At 71.9% G+C, this 15,124-nt stretch carries 13 protein-coding genes; 6 read left to right on the forward strand and 7 right to left on the reverse strand.

Annotation, left to right across the window (positions count from 1 at the left end; all coding sequences use genetic code 11):
* Nucleotides 1–164 precede the first annotated feature (164 nt).
* Genes K318_RS0110455 through K318_RS21040 form a run of 3 tightly spaced genes read left to right on the forward strand, consistent with a single transcriptional unit; the run spans nt 165 to nt 3,510 of the window.
* Nucleotides 165–1,436: an acyl-CoA dehydrogenase family protein gene (locus K318_RS0110455; protein WP_029089451.1), complete on the forward strand. Its 1,272-nt coding sequence runs from the start codon at nt 165–167 to the stop codon at nt 1,434–1,436.
* A complete protein-coding gene (locus tag K318_RS21035; protein WP_051297852.1) occupies nt 1,436–2,623 on the forward strand; it encodes a phosphotransferase family protein in 1,188 nt (395 codons plus the stop codon). Before K318_RS0110455 ends, K318_RS21035 begins: the two co-directional genes overlap by 1 nt.
* Nucleotides 2,620–3,510: an SDR family NAD(P)-dependent oxidoreductase gene (locus K318_RS21040; protein ID WP_051297853.1), complete on the forward strand. Its 891-nt coding sequence runs from the start codon at nt 2,620–2,622 to the stop codon at nt 3,508–3,510. The genes K318_RS21035 and K318_RS21040 overlap by 4 nt, the downstream gene beginning before the upstream one ends.
* Nucleotides 3,511–3,685: 175 nt before the next feature.
* On the opposite strand, the gene K318_RS0110470 is transcribed toward K318_RS21040, so the two are convergent.
* The 3 genes from K318_RS0110470 to K318_RS25740 all read right to left on the reverse strand — a co-directional run bounded on the left by K318_RS0110470 (nt 3,686) and on the right by K318_RS25740 (nt 7,041).
* Entirely contained in the window at nt 3,686–4,261 is a 576-nt protein-coding gene (locus tag K318_RS0110470; RefSeq protein WP_029089452.1) for an HdeD family acid-resistance protein, read from the reverse strand.
* Between the two features lie 169 nt (nt 4,262–4,430).
* Nucleotides 4,431–5,249, reverse strand: coding sequence for a DUF308 domain-containing protein (locus K318_RS0110475; RefSeq protein WP_029089453.1), 819 nt, complete (start codon nt 5,247–5,249; stop codon nt 4,431–4,433).
* Between the two features lie 34 nt (nt 5,250–5,283).
* Nucleotides 5,284–7,041, reverse strand: coding sequence for an aspartate/glutamate racemase family protein (locus tag K318_RS25740; RefSeq protein ID WP_281170691.1), 1,758 nt, complete (start codon nt 7,039–7,041; stop codon nt 5,284–5,286).
* A 69-nt stretch (nt 7,042–7,110) separates the two neighbouring features.
* Here K318_RS25740 and K318_RS0110490 point away from each other — a divergent pair, with 69 nt between their 5' ends.
* Nucleotides 7,111–8,571, forward strand: a complete 1,461-nt coding sequence (locus K318_RS0110490) for an amidase (protein ID WP_029089454.1) — start codon at nt 7,111–7,113, stop codon at nt 8,569–8,571.
* A gap of 121 nt (nt 8,572–8,692) precedes the next feature.
* Here K318_RS0110490 and K318_RS21055 read toward each other — a convergent pair whose 3' ends face one another.
* Nucleotides 8,693–9,127, reverse strand: a complete 435-nt coding sequence (locus tag K318_RS21055) for an acyl-CoA thioesterase (protein WP_051297854.1) — start codon at nt 9,125–9,127, stop codon at nt 8,693–8,695.
* A gap of 193 nt (nt 9,128–9,320) precedes the next feature.
* On the opposite strand from K318_RS21055, the gene K318_RS21060 reads away from it, so the two are divergent.
* Nucleotides 9,321–10,730, forward strand: a complete 1,410-nt coding sequence (locus tag K318_RS21060) for a CaiB/BaiF CoA transferase family protein (RefSeq protein ID WP_051297855.1) — start codon at nt 9,321–9,323, stop codon at nt 10,728–10,730.
* 149 nt (nt 10,731–10,879) lie between these two features.
* Here K318_RS21060 and K318_RS0110505 read toward each other — a convergent pair whose 3' ends face one another.
* Both K318_RS0110505 and K318_RS0110510 read right to left on the reverse strand, forming a co-directional pair.
* Entirely contained in the window at nt 10,880–11,449 is a 570-nt protein-coding gene (locus tag K318_RS0110505) for an isochorismatase family protein (protein ID WP_029089455.1), read from the reverse strand.
* A 157-nt stretch (nt 11,450–11,606) separates the two neighbouring features.
* A complete protein-coding gene (locus K318_RS0110510) occupies nt 11,607–12,398 on the reverse strand; it encodes a GH25 family lysozyme (RefSeq protein ID WP_051297856.1) in 792 nt (263 codons plus the stop codon).
* Nucleotides 12,399–12,793: 395 nt separating this feature from the next.
* Between K318_RS0110510 and K318_RS21065 the strand changes: the two genes are divergently transcribed.
* Nucleotides 12,794–14,362 carry an AMP-binding protein gene (locus K318_RS21065; RefSeq protein WP_051297857.1) on the forward strand — a complete coding sequence of 523 codons (1,569 nt, stop codon included), beginning with the start codon at nt 12,794–12,796 and terminating at the stop codon, nt 14,360–14,362.
* Between the two features lie 25 nt (nt 14,363–14,387).
* Here K318_RS21065 and K318_RS0110520 read toward each other — a convergent pair whose 3' ends face one another.
* Nucleotides 14,388–15,095, reverse strand: coding sequence for a response regulator (locus tag K318_RS0110520; protein ID WP_029089457.1), 708 nt, complete (start codon nt 15,093–15,095; stop codon nt 14,388–14,390).
* Nucleotides 15,096–15,124 lie beyond the last annotated feature (29 nt).

Below are 15,124 nucleotides of genomic sequence, written 5' to 3' on the forward strand. Positions count from 1 at the left end.
TCACCTGCGTGCTACCGTCGAACGAACGATTGCTCAAGTGGTGTCGCTCACACATTGCGAGGTGCATCCGCCGTGGAGGGCACCCTGCACAGCTGCCGATTCCGCCCGTATGCACGCGGCAGGACGGCACGTGCGAGCGCACCTGATTCTCGAAGGGGAGAACGATGGCCTGGGACTTCAGCACGGAACCGGATTTCGAGGCGAAGCTGCAGTGGATGCGCGATTTCGTCCGCGAGGAGATCCTGCCGCTGGAGGTGGCGGACCTCGATCCCGAGACCTTCGCCGCCGTCACCTCAGGGCTCAAGGAGCGGGTGAAGGAGCAGGGGCTGTGGGCCGCGCACCTCCCGCCCGAGCTGGGCGGCGGGGGCTTCGGCCAGCTGAAGCTGGGCCTCATGCACGAGATCCTCGGCCGTTCCCGCCTCGCCCCGCCGATCTTCGGGAACAACGCCCCGGACTCCGGCAACGCCGAGCTGCTGGCGATCGGCGGGAACGACTTCCAGCAGGAGCGCTGGATGAAGCCCCTGCTCGCGGGCGAGCTGCGCAGCTGCTTCTCCATGACGGAGCCGGGTGCGGGCGCGGATCCCACGCGGCTCACGACCCGGGCTGTGCGCGAGGGCGATGAGTACGTCATCAACGGCCACAAGTGGTTCTCCTCGAACGGCTCGCACGCGGACTTCTTCATCGTCATGGTCGTCACCGACCCCGAGGCGGAGCCGCACAGGCGGGCGTCCATGATCCTCGTCGACCGGGACACGCCCGGGGTGAACGTGCTCCGCGACATCCCGGTCATGGGCGGGGCGCACTCGGCGGGGGACAAGGGACACGCGGAGATCCTGTACGAGGACGTGCGCGTGCCGGCAAGCCACCTCATCGGGGCCGAGGGCGATGGGTTCCTGCTCGCACAGCAGCGCCTCGGGCCCGGCCGCATCCACCACGCGATGCGGTGGCTGGGTCAGGCACAGCGGGCCTTCGACATCATGTGCGAGCGCGTGGTCTCCCGCCACGTGAAGGACGGTGTGCTCGCGGACAAGCAGATGATGCAGGACCTCGTCGCCACCTCGAAGGCGGAGATGGAGGCCGCGCGCCTCCTCACGCTGCAGGCGGCCTGGAAGATGGACCAGGGCGGGACGAAGGCGGCGCTCACGGACATCGCGCTCATCAAGTTCTGGGGCGCCCAGGTGCTCTACAACGTCATCGACCGCGCGATCCAGGTGCACGGCTCGCTCGGGATCACCGGCGACCTTCCGCTCGAGGAGATGTACCGGGATGCCCGCGCCGCACGTATCTACGACGGTCCTGACGAGGTCCACAAGGTCACGGTCGCCCGCCGCACGCTGCGCGACTACACGCCGGTCGAGGTGCCCACCGAGCACATCCCCACCCGCCGAGAGGCCGCAGCTCGCAAGTTCGCCTCCCTCCTCGAGGCCGCCTCCTGATGGGTGCGGGCGAGACCGCAGCGACGGGGCGCGGGACCGGTGAGGCGGTGGCCGCAGCAGACGGTGACGCCGAGGCGACTGCGGGAGGAAGCGCCGGCCCGACCGCCGCTGATGCCCGCGGCGCGCAGACAGCCGGCGACGCCGAGGCCGCGGCGGCACACGCCCGTGCCGCGGGGCTCGACACCGCGGCGCTCGAGGGCTGGCTGCGCGGACGCCTCGGCGACGGAGCGATTCGCGACCCGCAGTTCCTCACAGGCGGGACGCAGAACGTGCTGCTCGGCTTCACCTGGGAGCCGGCGGCGGCTCCCGGCAGGCGCCTCATCTACCGCGGCCCGCCCGTGAACAAGCGGGAGAACTCGGACGCCGTGATGCTGCGCGAGGCGCGGGTGCTCGCCGCACTCGCCGGTTCCGACGTGCCGCACCCCGCCTTCGTCGCGGCGTGCGAGGACCTCGATGTGCTCGGCAATGCGTTCTTCGTCATGGAGGCCGTCGACGGGTTCAACGGCGTCTCGGAGGTGCCGGCTTCGGTGGCCCAGGACGAGGCCTGGCAGCACGCGATGGGTCTCTCTCACGCGCGTGCGGTCGCTGCGCTCGGCAATGTGGACCCGTTCGCGGTGGGCCTCGAGGGCTTCGGGAAGCCCGCGGGATGGCTCGCACGGCAGCCCGGGCGCTGGACCGGCCAGCTCGAGAGCTACCGCTCCTTCGAGTCCTGGCCGGGTCTCGACCACCCGGGGACGGAGACGATCCCCCGGTGGCTCGCGGAGCGCCTGCCGGAGACCGAGCGAGCGGGCATCATCCACGGCGACTGCCATGCGGGCAATGTGCTGTTCTCCCGGGAGGAACCGGCCGTCGCCGCGCTCGTGGATTGGGAGCTGAGCACGCTCGGGGACCCGCTGCTGGACCTCGGCCACCTGCTCGCCTCACGCGACGGGCTCACACTGCCCGGCGCGCCCACGAACGCCGAGGTGGTCGAGGCCTATGCCGGCGCCAGCCGCCACGACACGGGCGATGTCGACTACTTCCACGTGCTCGCGTGCTTCCGGTTCGGGGCGATCCTCGAGGGTTCGCAGGCGCGCGCCAGTGCGGGGCTCGTCCCGGAGTCGGTGGGCAGGCGCCTGCACGAGCGGACGGTGTCGCTGTTCGACCAGGCGATGCGCGTCATCGACGGCGAGGGCGTGGGCGGATGAGCGGCGCGGCGGGATCCGGTGTCGACGCGGCGGACCCGGGCCAGGCCTGGGCGTTCGACTTCTCCGGCCGCACGGTCGTGGTCACGGGCGGCTCCCGCGGCCTCGGCCACCGGATGGCGCGTGCGTTCTCCACGCTGGGAGCGCGGGTCGTGATCGCCTCGCGGAAGCTCGACGCCTGTGAGGCGACCGCAGCGGCCATCACCGCGGAGACCGGGGGCGAGGTGCATGCGCGCGCTCTGCAGGTCGCGGACTGGGATGCGTGCACGGCCTTCGCGCATGAGGTGTGGGAGACGTTCGGGGGCATCGACGTCCTCGTGAACAACGCGGGCTCCTCACCGCCGTACGGGAGGCTCAGCGAGATCTCAGAGGCGCTCTACGACAGGGTGATCGGCCTCAACCTCAAGGGTCCGTTCCGGCTCGCCGCGATCCTGGGCGAGCGCATGTGGGAGCGGGCCGAGGCGGCAGCCGGAGGCGCGGTGAGTGCCGGGACCGCGGCCGGTGGGCCGGGCGCCTCCGGCACAGTGCCGGAACCAGCCTCCCGGCGCGGAGGTGCGATCCTCAACATCTCCTCGACCGCCGCGGTCCACCCGCGTCCGCACACCGTTCCCTACGGCGCGGCGAAGGCGGGGCTCAACGCGACCACGCAGGCGCTCGCCGCGGCCTACGGTCCGCACGTGCGGGTCAATGCGATCGTCCCGGGGACGTTCCTCACGGACGTCTCGGCGCACTGGGACGCGGAGGAGTTCGCGCGCAGGGCGCAGACGTTCGCCGCGCGGCGGGGCGGGGACCCGGAGGAGATCGTGGGTGCGGCCCTCTACCTCTGCTCCGATATGGCCGGCTACACGACGGGCTCGCTGCTCACCGTCGACGGCGGCGCGCCTGCGTGAACACGGCTCCTGCGTGAGGAGCGTTCCCGCCTGAGCGGTGCCTTTCCGCGAGGCTGCGCCCGCGTGTGAGCCGGTGGCCTTCCGCCTGCTCGTCAGCCCCCCGTTGTGCCGCTGGACGCCCTGATAGAGCAGGGCGTCCAGCGGCACAACGGGGGGCTGTTCGAAGGACGCGCCCTCAGGCCCGGTTCTTCCTCATGCGCACGCCGAGCACGATCTCCGTGATCCCGTCGACGATCGCATAGGCACCGATCACCCAGACCACGACGAGGACCGCCGCGCCCGGATTCATGAGCATGATGACGCCGAGGACCACCGCAAGGATGCCGGTGATGAGGGCGGCCCACCATCCGGCGGCTCCGAGGCGCCGGAGCTCGAACGAGTTCACGGCGTACAGCGCGCCCAGGGCGATCGCCCAGAAGGCCATGATGTACACGGTGGCGACAGCGGCGGTTCCCGGCAGGACCAGGACGAGGATGCCCGCGATGACGGAGAGGATCGCAGAGACGAGGGCCCAGCCGCTGCGGTGCTCGCGGTCCCTGGCGATCCAGCCGATGATCGACATGACGCCGATGGTCAGGATCCAGGCGCCGAACACGACGCCGAGGACCCAGATCGAGGCGAAGGGCAGGAAGAGGAAGACGAGCCCCATCAGCAGGCTCAGCACACCCTGGACGATCAGGGCGATTCGCGCGCCCTTCCGCAGGCGGTCCCAGTCGAGGCGCGGTGCTGCGGGATTCTCAGTGGATGACATATTCACTCCTCGGTGGCGGCGGGAGCACGGTGATCCGGTTGCGGGATGCTCCCGCTCTCAGGTTACTCCTCCGTCACGACCCGCATATTCCTTTCGACATCACACCGTGGCGGGGCGTCAGAACGAATATGCGGGCCCTGGCGGGAATGTGCGGGCCCTGGTGGGCCGGCTACGCTTCCTCGCCGGGGATGACGTCGTCGTCATCGCCGCGGCGCTGGTCCCGATGCGGGCGCTCGCCTCCGCCGGTGGTGCCGCCGCCCGCGCCTCGACCGCCTGCCTCTCCGCGGGGGAATCCCTCTCCGCCGAAGCCCCGGCCGGGAGCTCCGAAGCCGCCCGGGCCGAAGCCCGCGCCCGGCGGGCCCGCGCCGAACGCGGTGGACCGCACCTTGAGCTTCCCGACCTTCCAGCCCAGCACCAGGAGTGCGGCGCCGATCACCACGAGGACGAGGCCGAGCACCCACAGGAGCCCGGTGAGCCCGGCCGTGGGGTTGAGCAGCAGCAGGAAGCCGTACACGGCCGCGGCGGCACCGGCGAGCAGTCCTGCCCACCACGCGGAGACCCCGGCCCGGCGCAGGCCGAACGACGCCGCGATCGAGGTGCTGCCCACCAGGAGCGCGAGGAACGCGAAGACGAACACCGCGACGGCGCCGGCCGCCTCGGGTACGAGCAGGAGGGCCAGGCCCAGCAGCGCAGGGAGCAGCGTGCCGGCGAGGCCCCCGCGCCTGCGCTTGACCGCGAGCACCGCCGAGACCGCGGCGCTGAGCAGCAGCCACGCCGCGAACACGCGGATGAGCATGACGGCGCTGTCGATGGGCCACAGGAGGAACAGCAGACCCGCGAGGACCGCGAGCGCGCCCTGGACCATGAGGCCCGTCCGCATGCGGGAACGCAGGACCTCGAAGGGGTTGGGCACGACGTGCGCGTCATCGCCGGTGGACCCGCCGTGGTCATCAGGGCCGGAGGGGCGGTGAGCGGGCGTGGAGTTCATGCCCCCATTCTCCCGCACTCGGCTGATCGCCGTCTCAGCCGGGTGCGCCGGCGCGGACGTCCTCCGCCGGCAGCTCCCGCTCCAGCAGGCGGCGTCCGGCAGGATAGGTCGCGAGCACGCCGGGGAGGCGGCCTCGGCGTCCCGAGAGGTACGTGGCGAGGATGCGCCCGCCGCCCCGTGCCTGCGTGTCTGCCCCGGCCTCGGGCGCCTCGGCCTCGATCGCCCCTGCCTCGGCAGCCCGGGTCTCGGCCGCCCCGCGCCTGTGCGCCGCGACCCGTCTCAGCGTCTGCGCAGCGACGGCGTGCGGGGAGTCGAAGAGCCTGATCTCGCGGCCCAGCGCCTCGTGCAGCGCCTGCTCGATGCGGGGAGCCACGAGCCCGTAGTGCGTGCACCCGAGGACCACCGAGGCGGCCTCGTCCGGTGTCTGCGCGGCGGCCTCGGCGACGGCGGCGGTGATCCGCTCCTGGTCACCTGACTCGATCGCCCGGGCCAGGCCGACGGCCGCGACCTGCGCGACTTCCAGTCCGCCGGCGAAGGCCTCGATGAGGCGGCGCTGGTACTCGCTGCCGGTGGTCGCGGTGGTGGCCCACACCGCGAAAGGCGCGTCGAGCGCCGCGGCGGTCTTGATCGCGGGGACCGTGCCGATGACGGGGATCGCGGGTTCGAAGACGCTGCGGAGGTGGTCGAGGGCGTGGACGCTCGCGGTGTTGCAGGCGACGACGAGGGCATCGGGCTCCCAGTCGGCCAGCCGGCGCGCCGAGGTCTCCGTCACCTCCCGCAGCCGGGCCGAGTCCAGTCTGCCGTAGGGCATGTTGTCCGGGTCCATCGCGAGGACGAGCTCGGCCTCGGGCGCCTGTGCGAGGAGGGCGTCCGCGAACCCCACGAGGCCGAGACCGGAGTCGAGCAGGCCGATGCGCGGGGGCGGCTGGTCCTTGGACGTCTGCTCCCCGGGCGACTGGTCCGCGAGGGGCCGGTCCTCGCGGAGGGAGACGCCGGGCGCGCGCAGGTCCGGCCGAGGCACGGTGCGGGCGGCGGGGGATGTGGGGACAGCCCCGGAGAGTTCCGAACCGGAGGCACTCGCGCCGGAGGGGGCTGAGCCGGGCGGCGCTGAGCCAGCGGGCTCCGGGAGGCGGGAGGCCTCGGCGGTCTGAGGGGCAGTCTCGGCGGTCCGGGGCGAGGCTTCGGCGGTGGTGGGCGTGTCGGTGAGCAGTGCGGTCCTGCCTTTGCGTCGGCGGCGCTCGGCGCGCCGCAGGGGTGAGAGGAAGCGCCGGATGGCCTTGAGATGGGAGCCGGTGAGCCCGTGCGAGAACGCCGGGGCGACCATGAGGAGGCGGTCCGGGTAGTGCTCCGCGAAGTGGGCGTGGGTCCGAGGTGAGGCGAGGTCGTCGTCGACCCACACCGCCCGGCGCCGCGGATCGCCGTCGAGCCACGCGGAGACGTGGAGGGCCTTCCACCACACGTGGGGGTCGCCGGCGTAGCGGTTGTAGGAATCGTCGGGCATGGGTACGACAGCGTGGGTCTCGCGGAACCCCAGCGCGGGTTCGAGCTCCTCGGTGCAGCGGTGCGACCACGTGGAGAGCCAGACGAGATCGGCGGCGTGCGTGCGGAGGAGGCGCTCGAGCGCGCGGACGACGGCCGGCCGATAGTGGAGGCGGAACCGCCAGGCGCGCGCGGTGCGGCGCCGCTCCCGGTAGTAGCGCAGGCCCCGGACAGGGTATGAGTTGAGGACGCCGTCCACGTCGAGGAACACCGTCGCGTGGCGGTCGAGCTCCCTGTCCTCTGCCTCGTCCACGCCTCCAGAGTAGCGATCCCGTCTCGGGGAGGGCTCAACAAGACCGTGCGAACGTGACAGACTGACCGCATGAGTGACCTGACTCACCTCTCCGCCCTCGACGCCCTCTCCGCCTACCGCGCGTGCGAGCTCTCGCCCGTCGATCACCTCGACGCGCTGCTTGCGCGAATCGAGGCGGCTGATTCCGCCGAGGAGGGAGCCGGGCCCATCAACGCGATGGTCGACGTGTTCGCCGATGAGGCGCGGCACGCGGCCGCGGAGGCCGAGCGCGCCTATGCGCGCGCCGACGGGGACGCGGATTCGCTCGCGGAGCTCCCGGCGGCCCTCGGCCTGCCGGTCCTCGTGAAGGAGCAGCACGATGTGCGGGGGAGGTCGGCCACGCGCGGCTCCCGGGCGCTGGCGGGCAGCTCCGCCGGTGCGGACCATCCCATCGTCGCCCGGCTGCGGGCGGCCGGAGCCGTGCTCTTCGGCAGGACCACCACGCCGGAGCTGTCCTGTGCCACTTTCACCCAGACGGCGACCTGGGGCGTGACGCGCAATCCCTTCAACCGGGCCTTCACCCCGGGCGGGTCCTCAGGAGGTTCGGCCGCTGCCGTGGCGGCGGGCTACGCGCCGCTGGCCACAGCCTCGGACATCGCCGGATCCACGCGCATCCCCGCCGCATTCTGCGGCCTCGTCGGCTTCAAGACCCCCTACGGGCGCACGCCCGCGGTGCCCCCGCTCAACCTCGACTCCTACCGCGGCGACCACATGCTGGCCCGCACCGTGGGCGATTCCGCGTTCGCGACCGCCCTCATCGCCGGCCTCCACCCGGCCGATCATGCCACCGTCCCGCTCGATGCGGGCGAATCCCCCGTGCCGTCGAGCCTGCCGGGAGCGGACGGCGTGCACGGGCTCACGGTGGGCATCAGCCGGGATCTGGGCTGCTATGACGTGGACCCCGATGTGCTCGCAGGGTTCGATGCCGTGGTGTCCGCGCTCGCCTCGGCGGGCGCAGAGATCGTGGAGGTCGATCCGGGACTCAGCCTCGACGACATCGACAACGCGGCGATGGTGCACTTCGGCCACCTGCTCGCGGGCAATATGCGCAGGCTGGCCGGCGGTGACCTGGGTGCGCTGGAGCCGTACGCGCAGCGGTTCGTCGAGCGCGCCGAGGAGTACGCGCGGCGGTACACGGCGGTGGACGGGCTCATGTTCGAGAACGCTGTCCAGCGGGCGCTCGCCCACGCGATGACGGGGGTGGACGTCATGCTCACGCCGACCTCGGCCGCGGCCGCGCTCGAGGCGGACAACATGTACCTCGAGGGGATCGACCGTCCGGCAGGTCGTCAGGAGCTCTACTGGCGCGCGCACATGACGCTGCCGTTCAACATCGCCAACCGCCTGCCGGTGCTCGCGGTGCCCTCCGGGGTGGGGGAGTCCGGTGTGCCCGTGGGCGTGCAGATCGTGGGCCACCCCTATGCCGATGCGAGCGTGTTCCGGGTGGGCTCCGCGCTCGAGGAGCTGCTGCCGTTCCCCTCGCTGCTCTGAGGTCGGCGGTCGGCGGTGCACGTATGCAGTCTGTGCGCTTTGGGGCGCGACTGGGCGCAGATTCCACATACGTGAGGCCGGGAGCTTTCTGCTGAGCGGGCGTGTCAGCAGCGGTGCACACTCACCCGATGCCGGCGGCGGGGTTCTCGGGGTCGAAGGAGCCGAAGCCTGAGAGGAACTCCCTGTCGGCCTCGGAGATGGGACCGGGCTTCCCGGTCTCCCGGTCGAGCACCACGAGCACATTGAGGCCGTCGAACATGAGTTCGCCGTCCTGGATGCCGCGGTTGGTGATGGTGAAGGACGTGCGGCCCACATGGCCGATGCCGAGTTCGATCGTGAGCTCCGGGCCGTGCATGACGGGCGCGCGGTAGTTGAGTTCCACGCGGGCCACGAGCTTGGGGCGGTTGATGGCGTCGCGCTCGCGCATCGTGTTGAGCCAGTCGATGCGCGCCTGCTCGACGAGGGTGACGATCCGGGCATTGTTCACGTGCCCGAGGATGTCCTGGTCGGACCAGCGGATCTGCGGGTGGGCGACGTATGCGGGGAACACGCTCATGGGGCCTCCTGAGCCGGTGGACGGCAGCGGGTGTGCGGACATAGGGTCAAACTTAGCAATCGTTCAGCAAGCGTGGAGCGCCGGTGCCTGCCGACGCGTGAGGCACGGGATCCACCGCCGGGCAGCACCGCCGTGAGCAGCGCTGCGCTGGACGGCAGCAGTATGAATGGCCAGGCCGGACGAAGGAGTCGAGGTGTCCTCAGCGCACGCAGCAGATGTTCCACGGGAAACGGCGGCAGGGTCTGCGCGCCCCGCGGCCACACCGCCGAGGCCCCTCGAGGGCGTTCGCATCCTCGACCTCGGCGGGATCGGCCCCGGTCCCTTCGCGGGCATGGTGCTGGCGGACCTCGGAGCCGAGCTGATCCGCGTGCACCGGCCGCAGGAGGCGCAGGCCGCCGCCAGGGCGCAGGCGGCAGGCCAGACGGCAGCCGCGATCGGCACGGTGAGCCCCGTGCTGGACCGCGGCAAGCGCTCCCTCGTCCTCGATCTCAAGAGCGAGGCGGGCCGGGAGGTCGTCCTGCGGCTCCTGCCCTCGCTGGACGCCGTCATCGAGGGCTTCCGCCCCGGCGTGGCCGAGCGCATGGGCCTGGGACCCGCAGACCTGCTGGCGGCGCGACCGGAGCTGGTCTACGGGCGCATCACCGGCTGGGGCCAGACGGGGCCGGATGCCTCCAAGGCCGGACACGACATGAACTACATCGCCGGTTCCGGTCTGCTCGCTCAGCTCGGCCGGGCGGGTCAGGCTCCCCAGTTCCCGGCCAATCTTGCCGGGGACTTCGGCGGCGGCGGTATGCAGCTGGCCCTCGGCATCGTCTCCGCGCTGCTGCGCGCTCGGATCAGCGGCAGGGGCTCCGTCGTGGACGCGACGATGGGCGACGGCGCGAACCTCCTCTGGGCCATGCAGTTCGGGTTCGAGGCGCAGGGCGTCTGGCAGGAGGGCAGGGGGCAGAACATGCTGGACTCCGGTGCCCCGTTCTACGACGTCTACACCACCGCGGACGGCGGGCATGTGAGCGTGGGCTGCATCGAACCGCAGTTCTTCGCGGAGTTCGTGGAGAAGCTGGGCATTGCGGATCGACTCCCGGCGATGGCCCGCAACGAGCACCGCCACCCCAAGCACTGGGCCGCTCAGCGGGCCGTCTTCACGGAGGCGCTGGGCTCGCGGACCCGCGCCGAGCTCGCAGAGCTGTTCGCGGGCTCCGATGCCTGCACCGTGGAGATCCGCTCCTGGGCCGAGGCCGAGGCCGATCCCCACAACCGCGCCCGCGATCTCTTCTACCGCGATGAGGCGGGGGTGCGGCATCCGGCGCCGGCGCCGCGCTTCGCGGACCTGGGCGGTGCCGCGTGGGCGGGTGGAGCATCCGCGGCCAAGGGCGCCTCGGGCGCAGATGCTCCCGGTGCGGAGGCTTCGGGAACTGCGGTGACCGACGCTTCCGGTGCTGCATCTGCGGAGACCTCCGCCGAGGTGCTGGGCGGCGATGAGCCCTACGTTCGGCCCCAGCGCGCACCGGAGGTGGGCGAGCACACGGAGCAGGTGCTGACCTCGGCGGGATTCTCCGCTGAGCAGATCGCCCAGCTGCGGGAGGTCGGCGCGCTGGGGTGAGTGAGGCTGCCTCGGACTCATCCACCCTTTGTGCCGTTGGACGCCCCGATACGGCGGGGCGTCCAACGGCACAAAGGGTGGGAGCGGTTCCGTTCACCGGTGTCGGGCGCGAAGCGGGCGTCGCCCCGGGGGGCGTCAGGAGCGAGCTCTCAGGCCAGCGTGCCGCCCTTGGCCGCGATCTCCTCGAGCGCTGCCTGCGAGGAGGCCGGTGCGACGCCGGCCACGAGTTCTGTGAGCACCCGGACCTCCGCCACCTGGTCGAGGGCGTCGAGCGCGGAGGCGCGGACGCAGTGGTCGGTGGCGATGCCGACGATGTCGAGACGGGTGATGTCGTGGCCGGTGAGGAGCTGGGCGAGGGAGCTGCCGTCATCGGCGACGCCCTCGAACGCCGAATAGCCGTGGGCGCCCTGCCCCTTGCGGATGTGGTGGGTCACGGCGGTGGTGTCGAATTCGGGGTCGTAGTCCGCACCGGGCGTGCCCGCGACGCAGTGGACCGGCCAGTTGTCCGTGTAATCGGGTTCCCCCGCCGCGAAGTGGCCGCCGTTGTCGCTGTTCGGGTCGTGCCAATCGCGGGAGGCGATGACGAGCGCGTAGTCCTGCGCGTGAGCTGCCAGGTGAAGTGAGATCGCGGCGGCCGTGGCGTCGCCGCCGTCCACGCCCAGGGCTCCGCCCTCGGTGAAGTCGTTCTGCACGTCGACGATGAGCAGTGCTGCAGTCATGCTTCGAGTGTAGTGGGCGGGGGAACAGCCGAGGCGGGAGTGAAGCGCCGGGGGAGGCGGAGGCCGGTGCGGGTGCGCAGAGCTGAGGGAGCGCCTCGTCGTGGGTGGGGGCGCCTTCCAGGTGTGAAGGCGGGCGTTGCTGGGGAGGGCGCGCGGATCAGTCCCCGAGGGTGAGCGCCGCCAGGAGCTCGGCGCCGCCGTGGAGCACGTTGAGGTCGATGTAGCGCTCCCGGCCGTCGTAGCCGTCGAGTCGGTCGCGGTGCGAGTACTGCCAGAGGGTCCAGTTGCGTCCGTCGGAGAGGCGGGGAGGGAGGGTGATGGAGCGGAACCAGATGGGGTGATCCGGGTAGAGGTCCGCGATGTAGAGGTCGTAGGCCTCGCGTGTGAGGTAGAGCAGGGGCGGGGCGCCGTAGTGCTCCTCGAGACGGCTGAGGAGGGGGTCGAGAATGCCGTGGACCTCCTCGGCGGTGGGCGGGTCGTCGAAGTGGTCCCCGTAGAACTCGAGGTCCACCGTGGGCACGAGGGTGCCGGGCTCTGCCGGGACCGTGTCGATGACGTTCTGCGCCTGGGTCTCACCGGGGCTCTCGAAGCTCATGAAGTGATAGGCGCCCACCGCGATGTCCTGGGAGCGGGCGCCGGCCCAGTTCGCCGCGAACTGGGCATCGACGTGAGAGGAGCCCTCGGTCGCCTTGAGGAAGGCGAAGGCGATCGTGTCATCGCGGCCCTGGACGGGTGTGCGCGTGAGCACGTCCCAGTCGATGCGCCCCTGGTGGGCAGAGACGTCCACGCCCACGGCGGAATCCTGGGGCACGAACCAGCGATTGGGCCAGACGACGCCCGTGAACACGAGCGCACCCAGGACGCACAGCAGCGTGAGCGCGGCGGTGGCACCCGCACCCGTGCGGATCAGGCGGGCGCGCAGGGGGCGGCGCGAGGGAGTTCCGGTCATGGGCGGGCCCTTCCATCTCGTCCTCCGGCGCTCCGGAGGAAGTTCCATCTTCGCGAGAGAGCCTGAGTGTGTCCTGGGCCGGGCCGGGATTGGGGCTGGACCGGACGCGGATGCGGTTCACCGCGCAGTGTGCGTGACGCCAGTGCCGACGGTGCGCTGAGTGGTGTCTGCGGCGTTCGATGGTGAATGGCGGTGCATGCATGGTCAGCGGCGGCATCCGGTGGTGGGCGCCCGGGCATCGCGGAGAGTCCGCCCGCCTTGCTCCTTATCGAACGATCACCGTAGCCTGGGGCACAGCGCCGCGGCGCGAACAGCTCCTCTGCCGTCAGCCACCACGGCGATGCGTGGCAGGGGAGGTCAGGAGTGCCGCAGAGAGGCGGCGGAAGGGCGGAGACGTGAACGAGGACGCGAGGGCGAACGCGGCGGGTGCGCAGCGCACGGGAGTGCGGGTGAGCGCCGCAGAGGCCCCGGCGGTCACCGCCTCGGCGCCCGGTCCGGCAGCCGCTCCCACCGGCTTCCCCCTCGCGGAGACCTTCAGCGAGCAGTTCGCCTTCCTCGCCGGGCACTGCGGCGAGCGCGCTGCCGTCATCGCGAGCGACGGCACGCTCACCTTCGCGGAGCTCGACGCGCGCACCACCAGGGCCGCCCGCCTCTTCGAGCAGCGGGGCGTGGCGCACGGCGACTTCGTGCTCATCTCCACCCCGCACTGCGCCCTCATGGTCGAGGCGAGCATCGCGGCCCTCAAGCTCGGCGCGATCCCCATGCCCGTCTCCGACCGCCTCACACAGGCGGAGCTCGACGGGCTCATCGCGCTCGCCTCGCCCGTACTGGCCGTCGACACGACCGCGCGGGAGGTGAGCACGCCTCGCCTGCGGAGCCTGGATGAGGCGGACAGTCTGCCCGCAGACGCCCTGCCCGCGGTGGTCGGCCCCTCGCTCAAGGCGCCCACCTCCGGGGGCTCCACGGGCACGCCCAAGATCATCGTCTCCACCGCACCGGGCGCTCCGGAGGGGTACTGCCTGCTGGGTGCGGCGATGCGCGTGCCGGCCGAGGGCGTCTGCCTCGTCACCGCCGCGCTCTACCACAACGCCTCCTTCAGCAATGCGCTCGCCGCGCTCGTCCAGGGCAGCACGGCGGTGCTCATGGACCGCTTCGACGCCGAGGAAGCGCTGCGCCTCATCGAGGCCCGCCGCGCCACCTGGATCTACATGGTGCCCACCATGATGCTGCGCGTGTGGAAGCTCCCGCCCGAGGTCCGCACCGGCTTCGACCTCTCCAGTCTCGAGACCGTCCTTCACCTGGCCGCGCCCTGCCCCGCATGGCTCAAACGGGAATGGATCGACTGGCTGGGTCCGGACGTGGTCTACGAGGTGTTCGGCACCACGGAGGGGCAGGCCGCGACCGCGATCTCGGGCCGCGACTGGCTGGAGCGGCCGGGTTCCGTGGGCCGCGTCATCTCCGGGGAGCTGGTGATCCGGGACGAGACCGGGGCCGAGGCCGCTCCCGGGACCGTCGGCGAGGTCTGGGTGCGCAGGGGTGCGGAGGAGCCGGTGCCCTACCGGTACCTGGGTGCGGAGGCGGAAGTCGACGCCGCCGGCTGGGAGACCGTGGGCGATATGGGATGGAAGGACGAGGACGGCTTCGTCTTCCTCTCCGACCGCCGCTCCGACATGATCCTCGTGGGCGGGGTCAACGTCTATCCCGCCGAGGTCGAGGCGGCGGCGGAGGCACATCCGCAGGTGCTCTCGGCCGGCTGTGTGGGCCTCGACGACGAGGAGCTGGGCAAGCGTCCGGCGCTCGTCGTGCAGACGGCCTCGGGCGAGGTGCCGCCGGATCTTGAGGACCGTCTCGCCGAGGCGCTGGCCCGGGTGAAGAGACCCGTGCGGGTGCTCGCCGCGACGGAGCCCCTACGCGATGCGGCGGGCAAGGTGCGGCGGAGGGCGCTGCTCGCGCGCTTCGCCTGACAGGCGTGCGGTGCGCGGCGGCGGTTCATGCGGAGCCGTCCGAGCCCAGGCCCTCCTCGCGGGCGCGGACGATCGCGGCGGCCCGGTCGCGCAGTGAGAGCTTGGCGAGCACGGTGGCGACGGTGTTCCGCACGGTCTTGGGGCTGAGCGAGAGGCGGCGGGCGATGGCGGTGTTGTCGAGGCCGTGGGCCACGAGGTCCAGCACCTCCCGCTCCCGAGGCGTGAGCTGGGGGAACGGGACGTGCACGGCGCGGTGCCCGCCCATGAGGTAGCCCATCGCCCTTTCCGCGACGGCGGGGGAGAGGATCATCTCACCGGCGGACACCGCACGCAGCGCCCGCTCCACGGCCTCCGGCGGCGCCGATTTCACGAGGAATCCGCGCGCTCCGGCGCGGATGGAGGCGAGCACGGCCTCGTCGTCCTCGTGCATCGAGACCACGAGCACCCGGAGACCGGGGTGCGCGTCCACGAGTTCGCGGGTGAGGTCGATCCCGGAGCCGTCGCCCAGATCGAGGTCCATGAGGACGATGTCCGCGACTCCGTCCCTGCTCTCCGATGTGGAGCGGTCTCCTCGCGCCTCCTCGCCGCGACCGGAGAACAGGGTCCGAGCGGCGCTCGCACTCTCCGCCTGTGCGATCACGGAGACGCCGTCGAGGGAGTCGAGCAGCGCCGCCATTCCGATACGGAAGACGGGGTGGTCATCCACCAGCACCACCCTGATCTGCGCATCCATGCCGTCTCCCCCTGCGTGTTCAGATCGCG

It is taken from the genome of Brevibacterium album DSM 18261, from assembly GCF_000426445.1.
GTDB classification, from domain to species: Bacteria; Actinomycetota; Actinomycetes; order Actinomycetales; family Brevibacteriaceae; genus Brevibacterium; species Brevibacterium album.

What these genes read in the sequence shown, in the direction of transcription:
- K318_RS0110455 (WP_029089451.1), top strand. Translation starts at nt 165, where the DNA reads ATGGCCTGGGACTTCAGCACGGAACCGGATTTCGAGGCGAAGCTGCAG.
- K318_RS21035 (WP_051297852.1), top strand. Translation starts at nt 1,436, where the DNA reads ATGGGTGCGGGCGAGACCGCAGCGACGGGGCGCGGGACCGGTGAGGCG.
- K318_RS21040 (WP_051297853.1), top strand. Translation starts at nt 2,620, where the DNA reads ATGAGCGGCGCGGCGGGATCCGGTGTCGACGCGGCGGACCCGGGCCAG.
- K318_RS0110470 (WP_029089452.1), bottom strand. Translation starts at nt 4,261, where the DNA reads ATGTCATCCACTGAGAATCCCGCAGCACCGCGCCTCGACTGGGACCGC.
- K318_RS0110475 (WP_029089453.1), bottom strand. Translation starts at nt 5,249, where the DNA reads ATGAACTCCACGCCCGCTCACCGCCCCTCCGGCCCTGATGACCACGGC.
- K318_RS0110490 (WP_029089454.1), top strand. Translation starts at nt 7,111, where the DNA reads ATGAGTGACCTGACTCACCTCTCCGCCCTCGACGCCCTCTCCGCCTAC.
- K318_RS21055 (WP_051297854.1), bottom strand. Translation starts at nt 9,127, where the DNA reads ATGAGCGTGTTCCCCGCATACGTCGCCCACCCGCAGATCCGCTGGTCC.
- K318_RS0110505 (WP_029089455.1), bottom strand. Translation starts at nt 11,449, where the DNA reads ATGACTGCAGCACTGCTCATCGTCGACGTGCAGAACGACTTCACCGAG.
- K318_RS0110510 (WP_051297856.1), bottom strand. Translation starts at nt 12,398, where the DNA reads ATGACCGGAACTCCCTCGCGCCGCCCCCTGCGCGCCCGCCTGATCCGC.
- K318_RS0110520 (WP_029089457.1), bottom strand. Translation starts at nt 15,095, where the DNA reads ATGGATGCGCAGATCAGGGTGGTGCTGGTGGATGACCACCCCGTCTTC.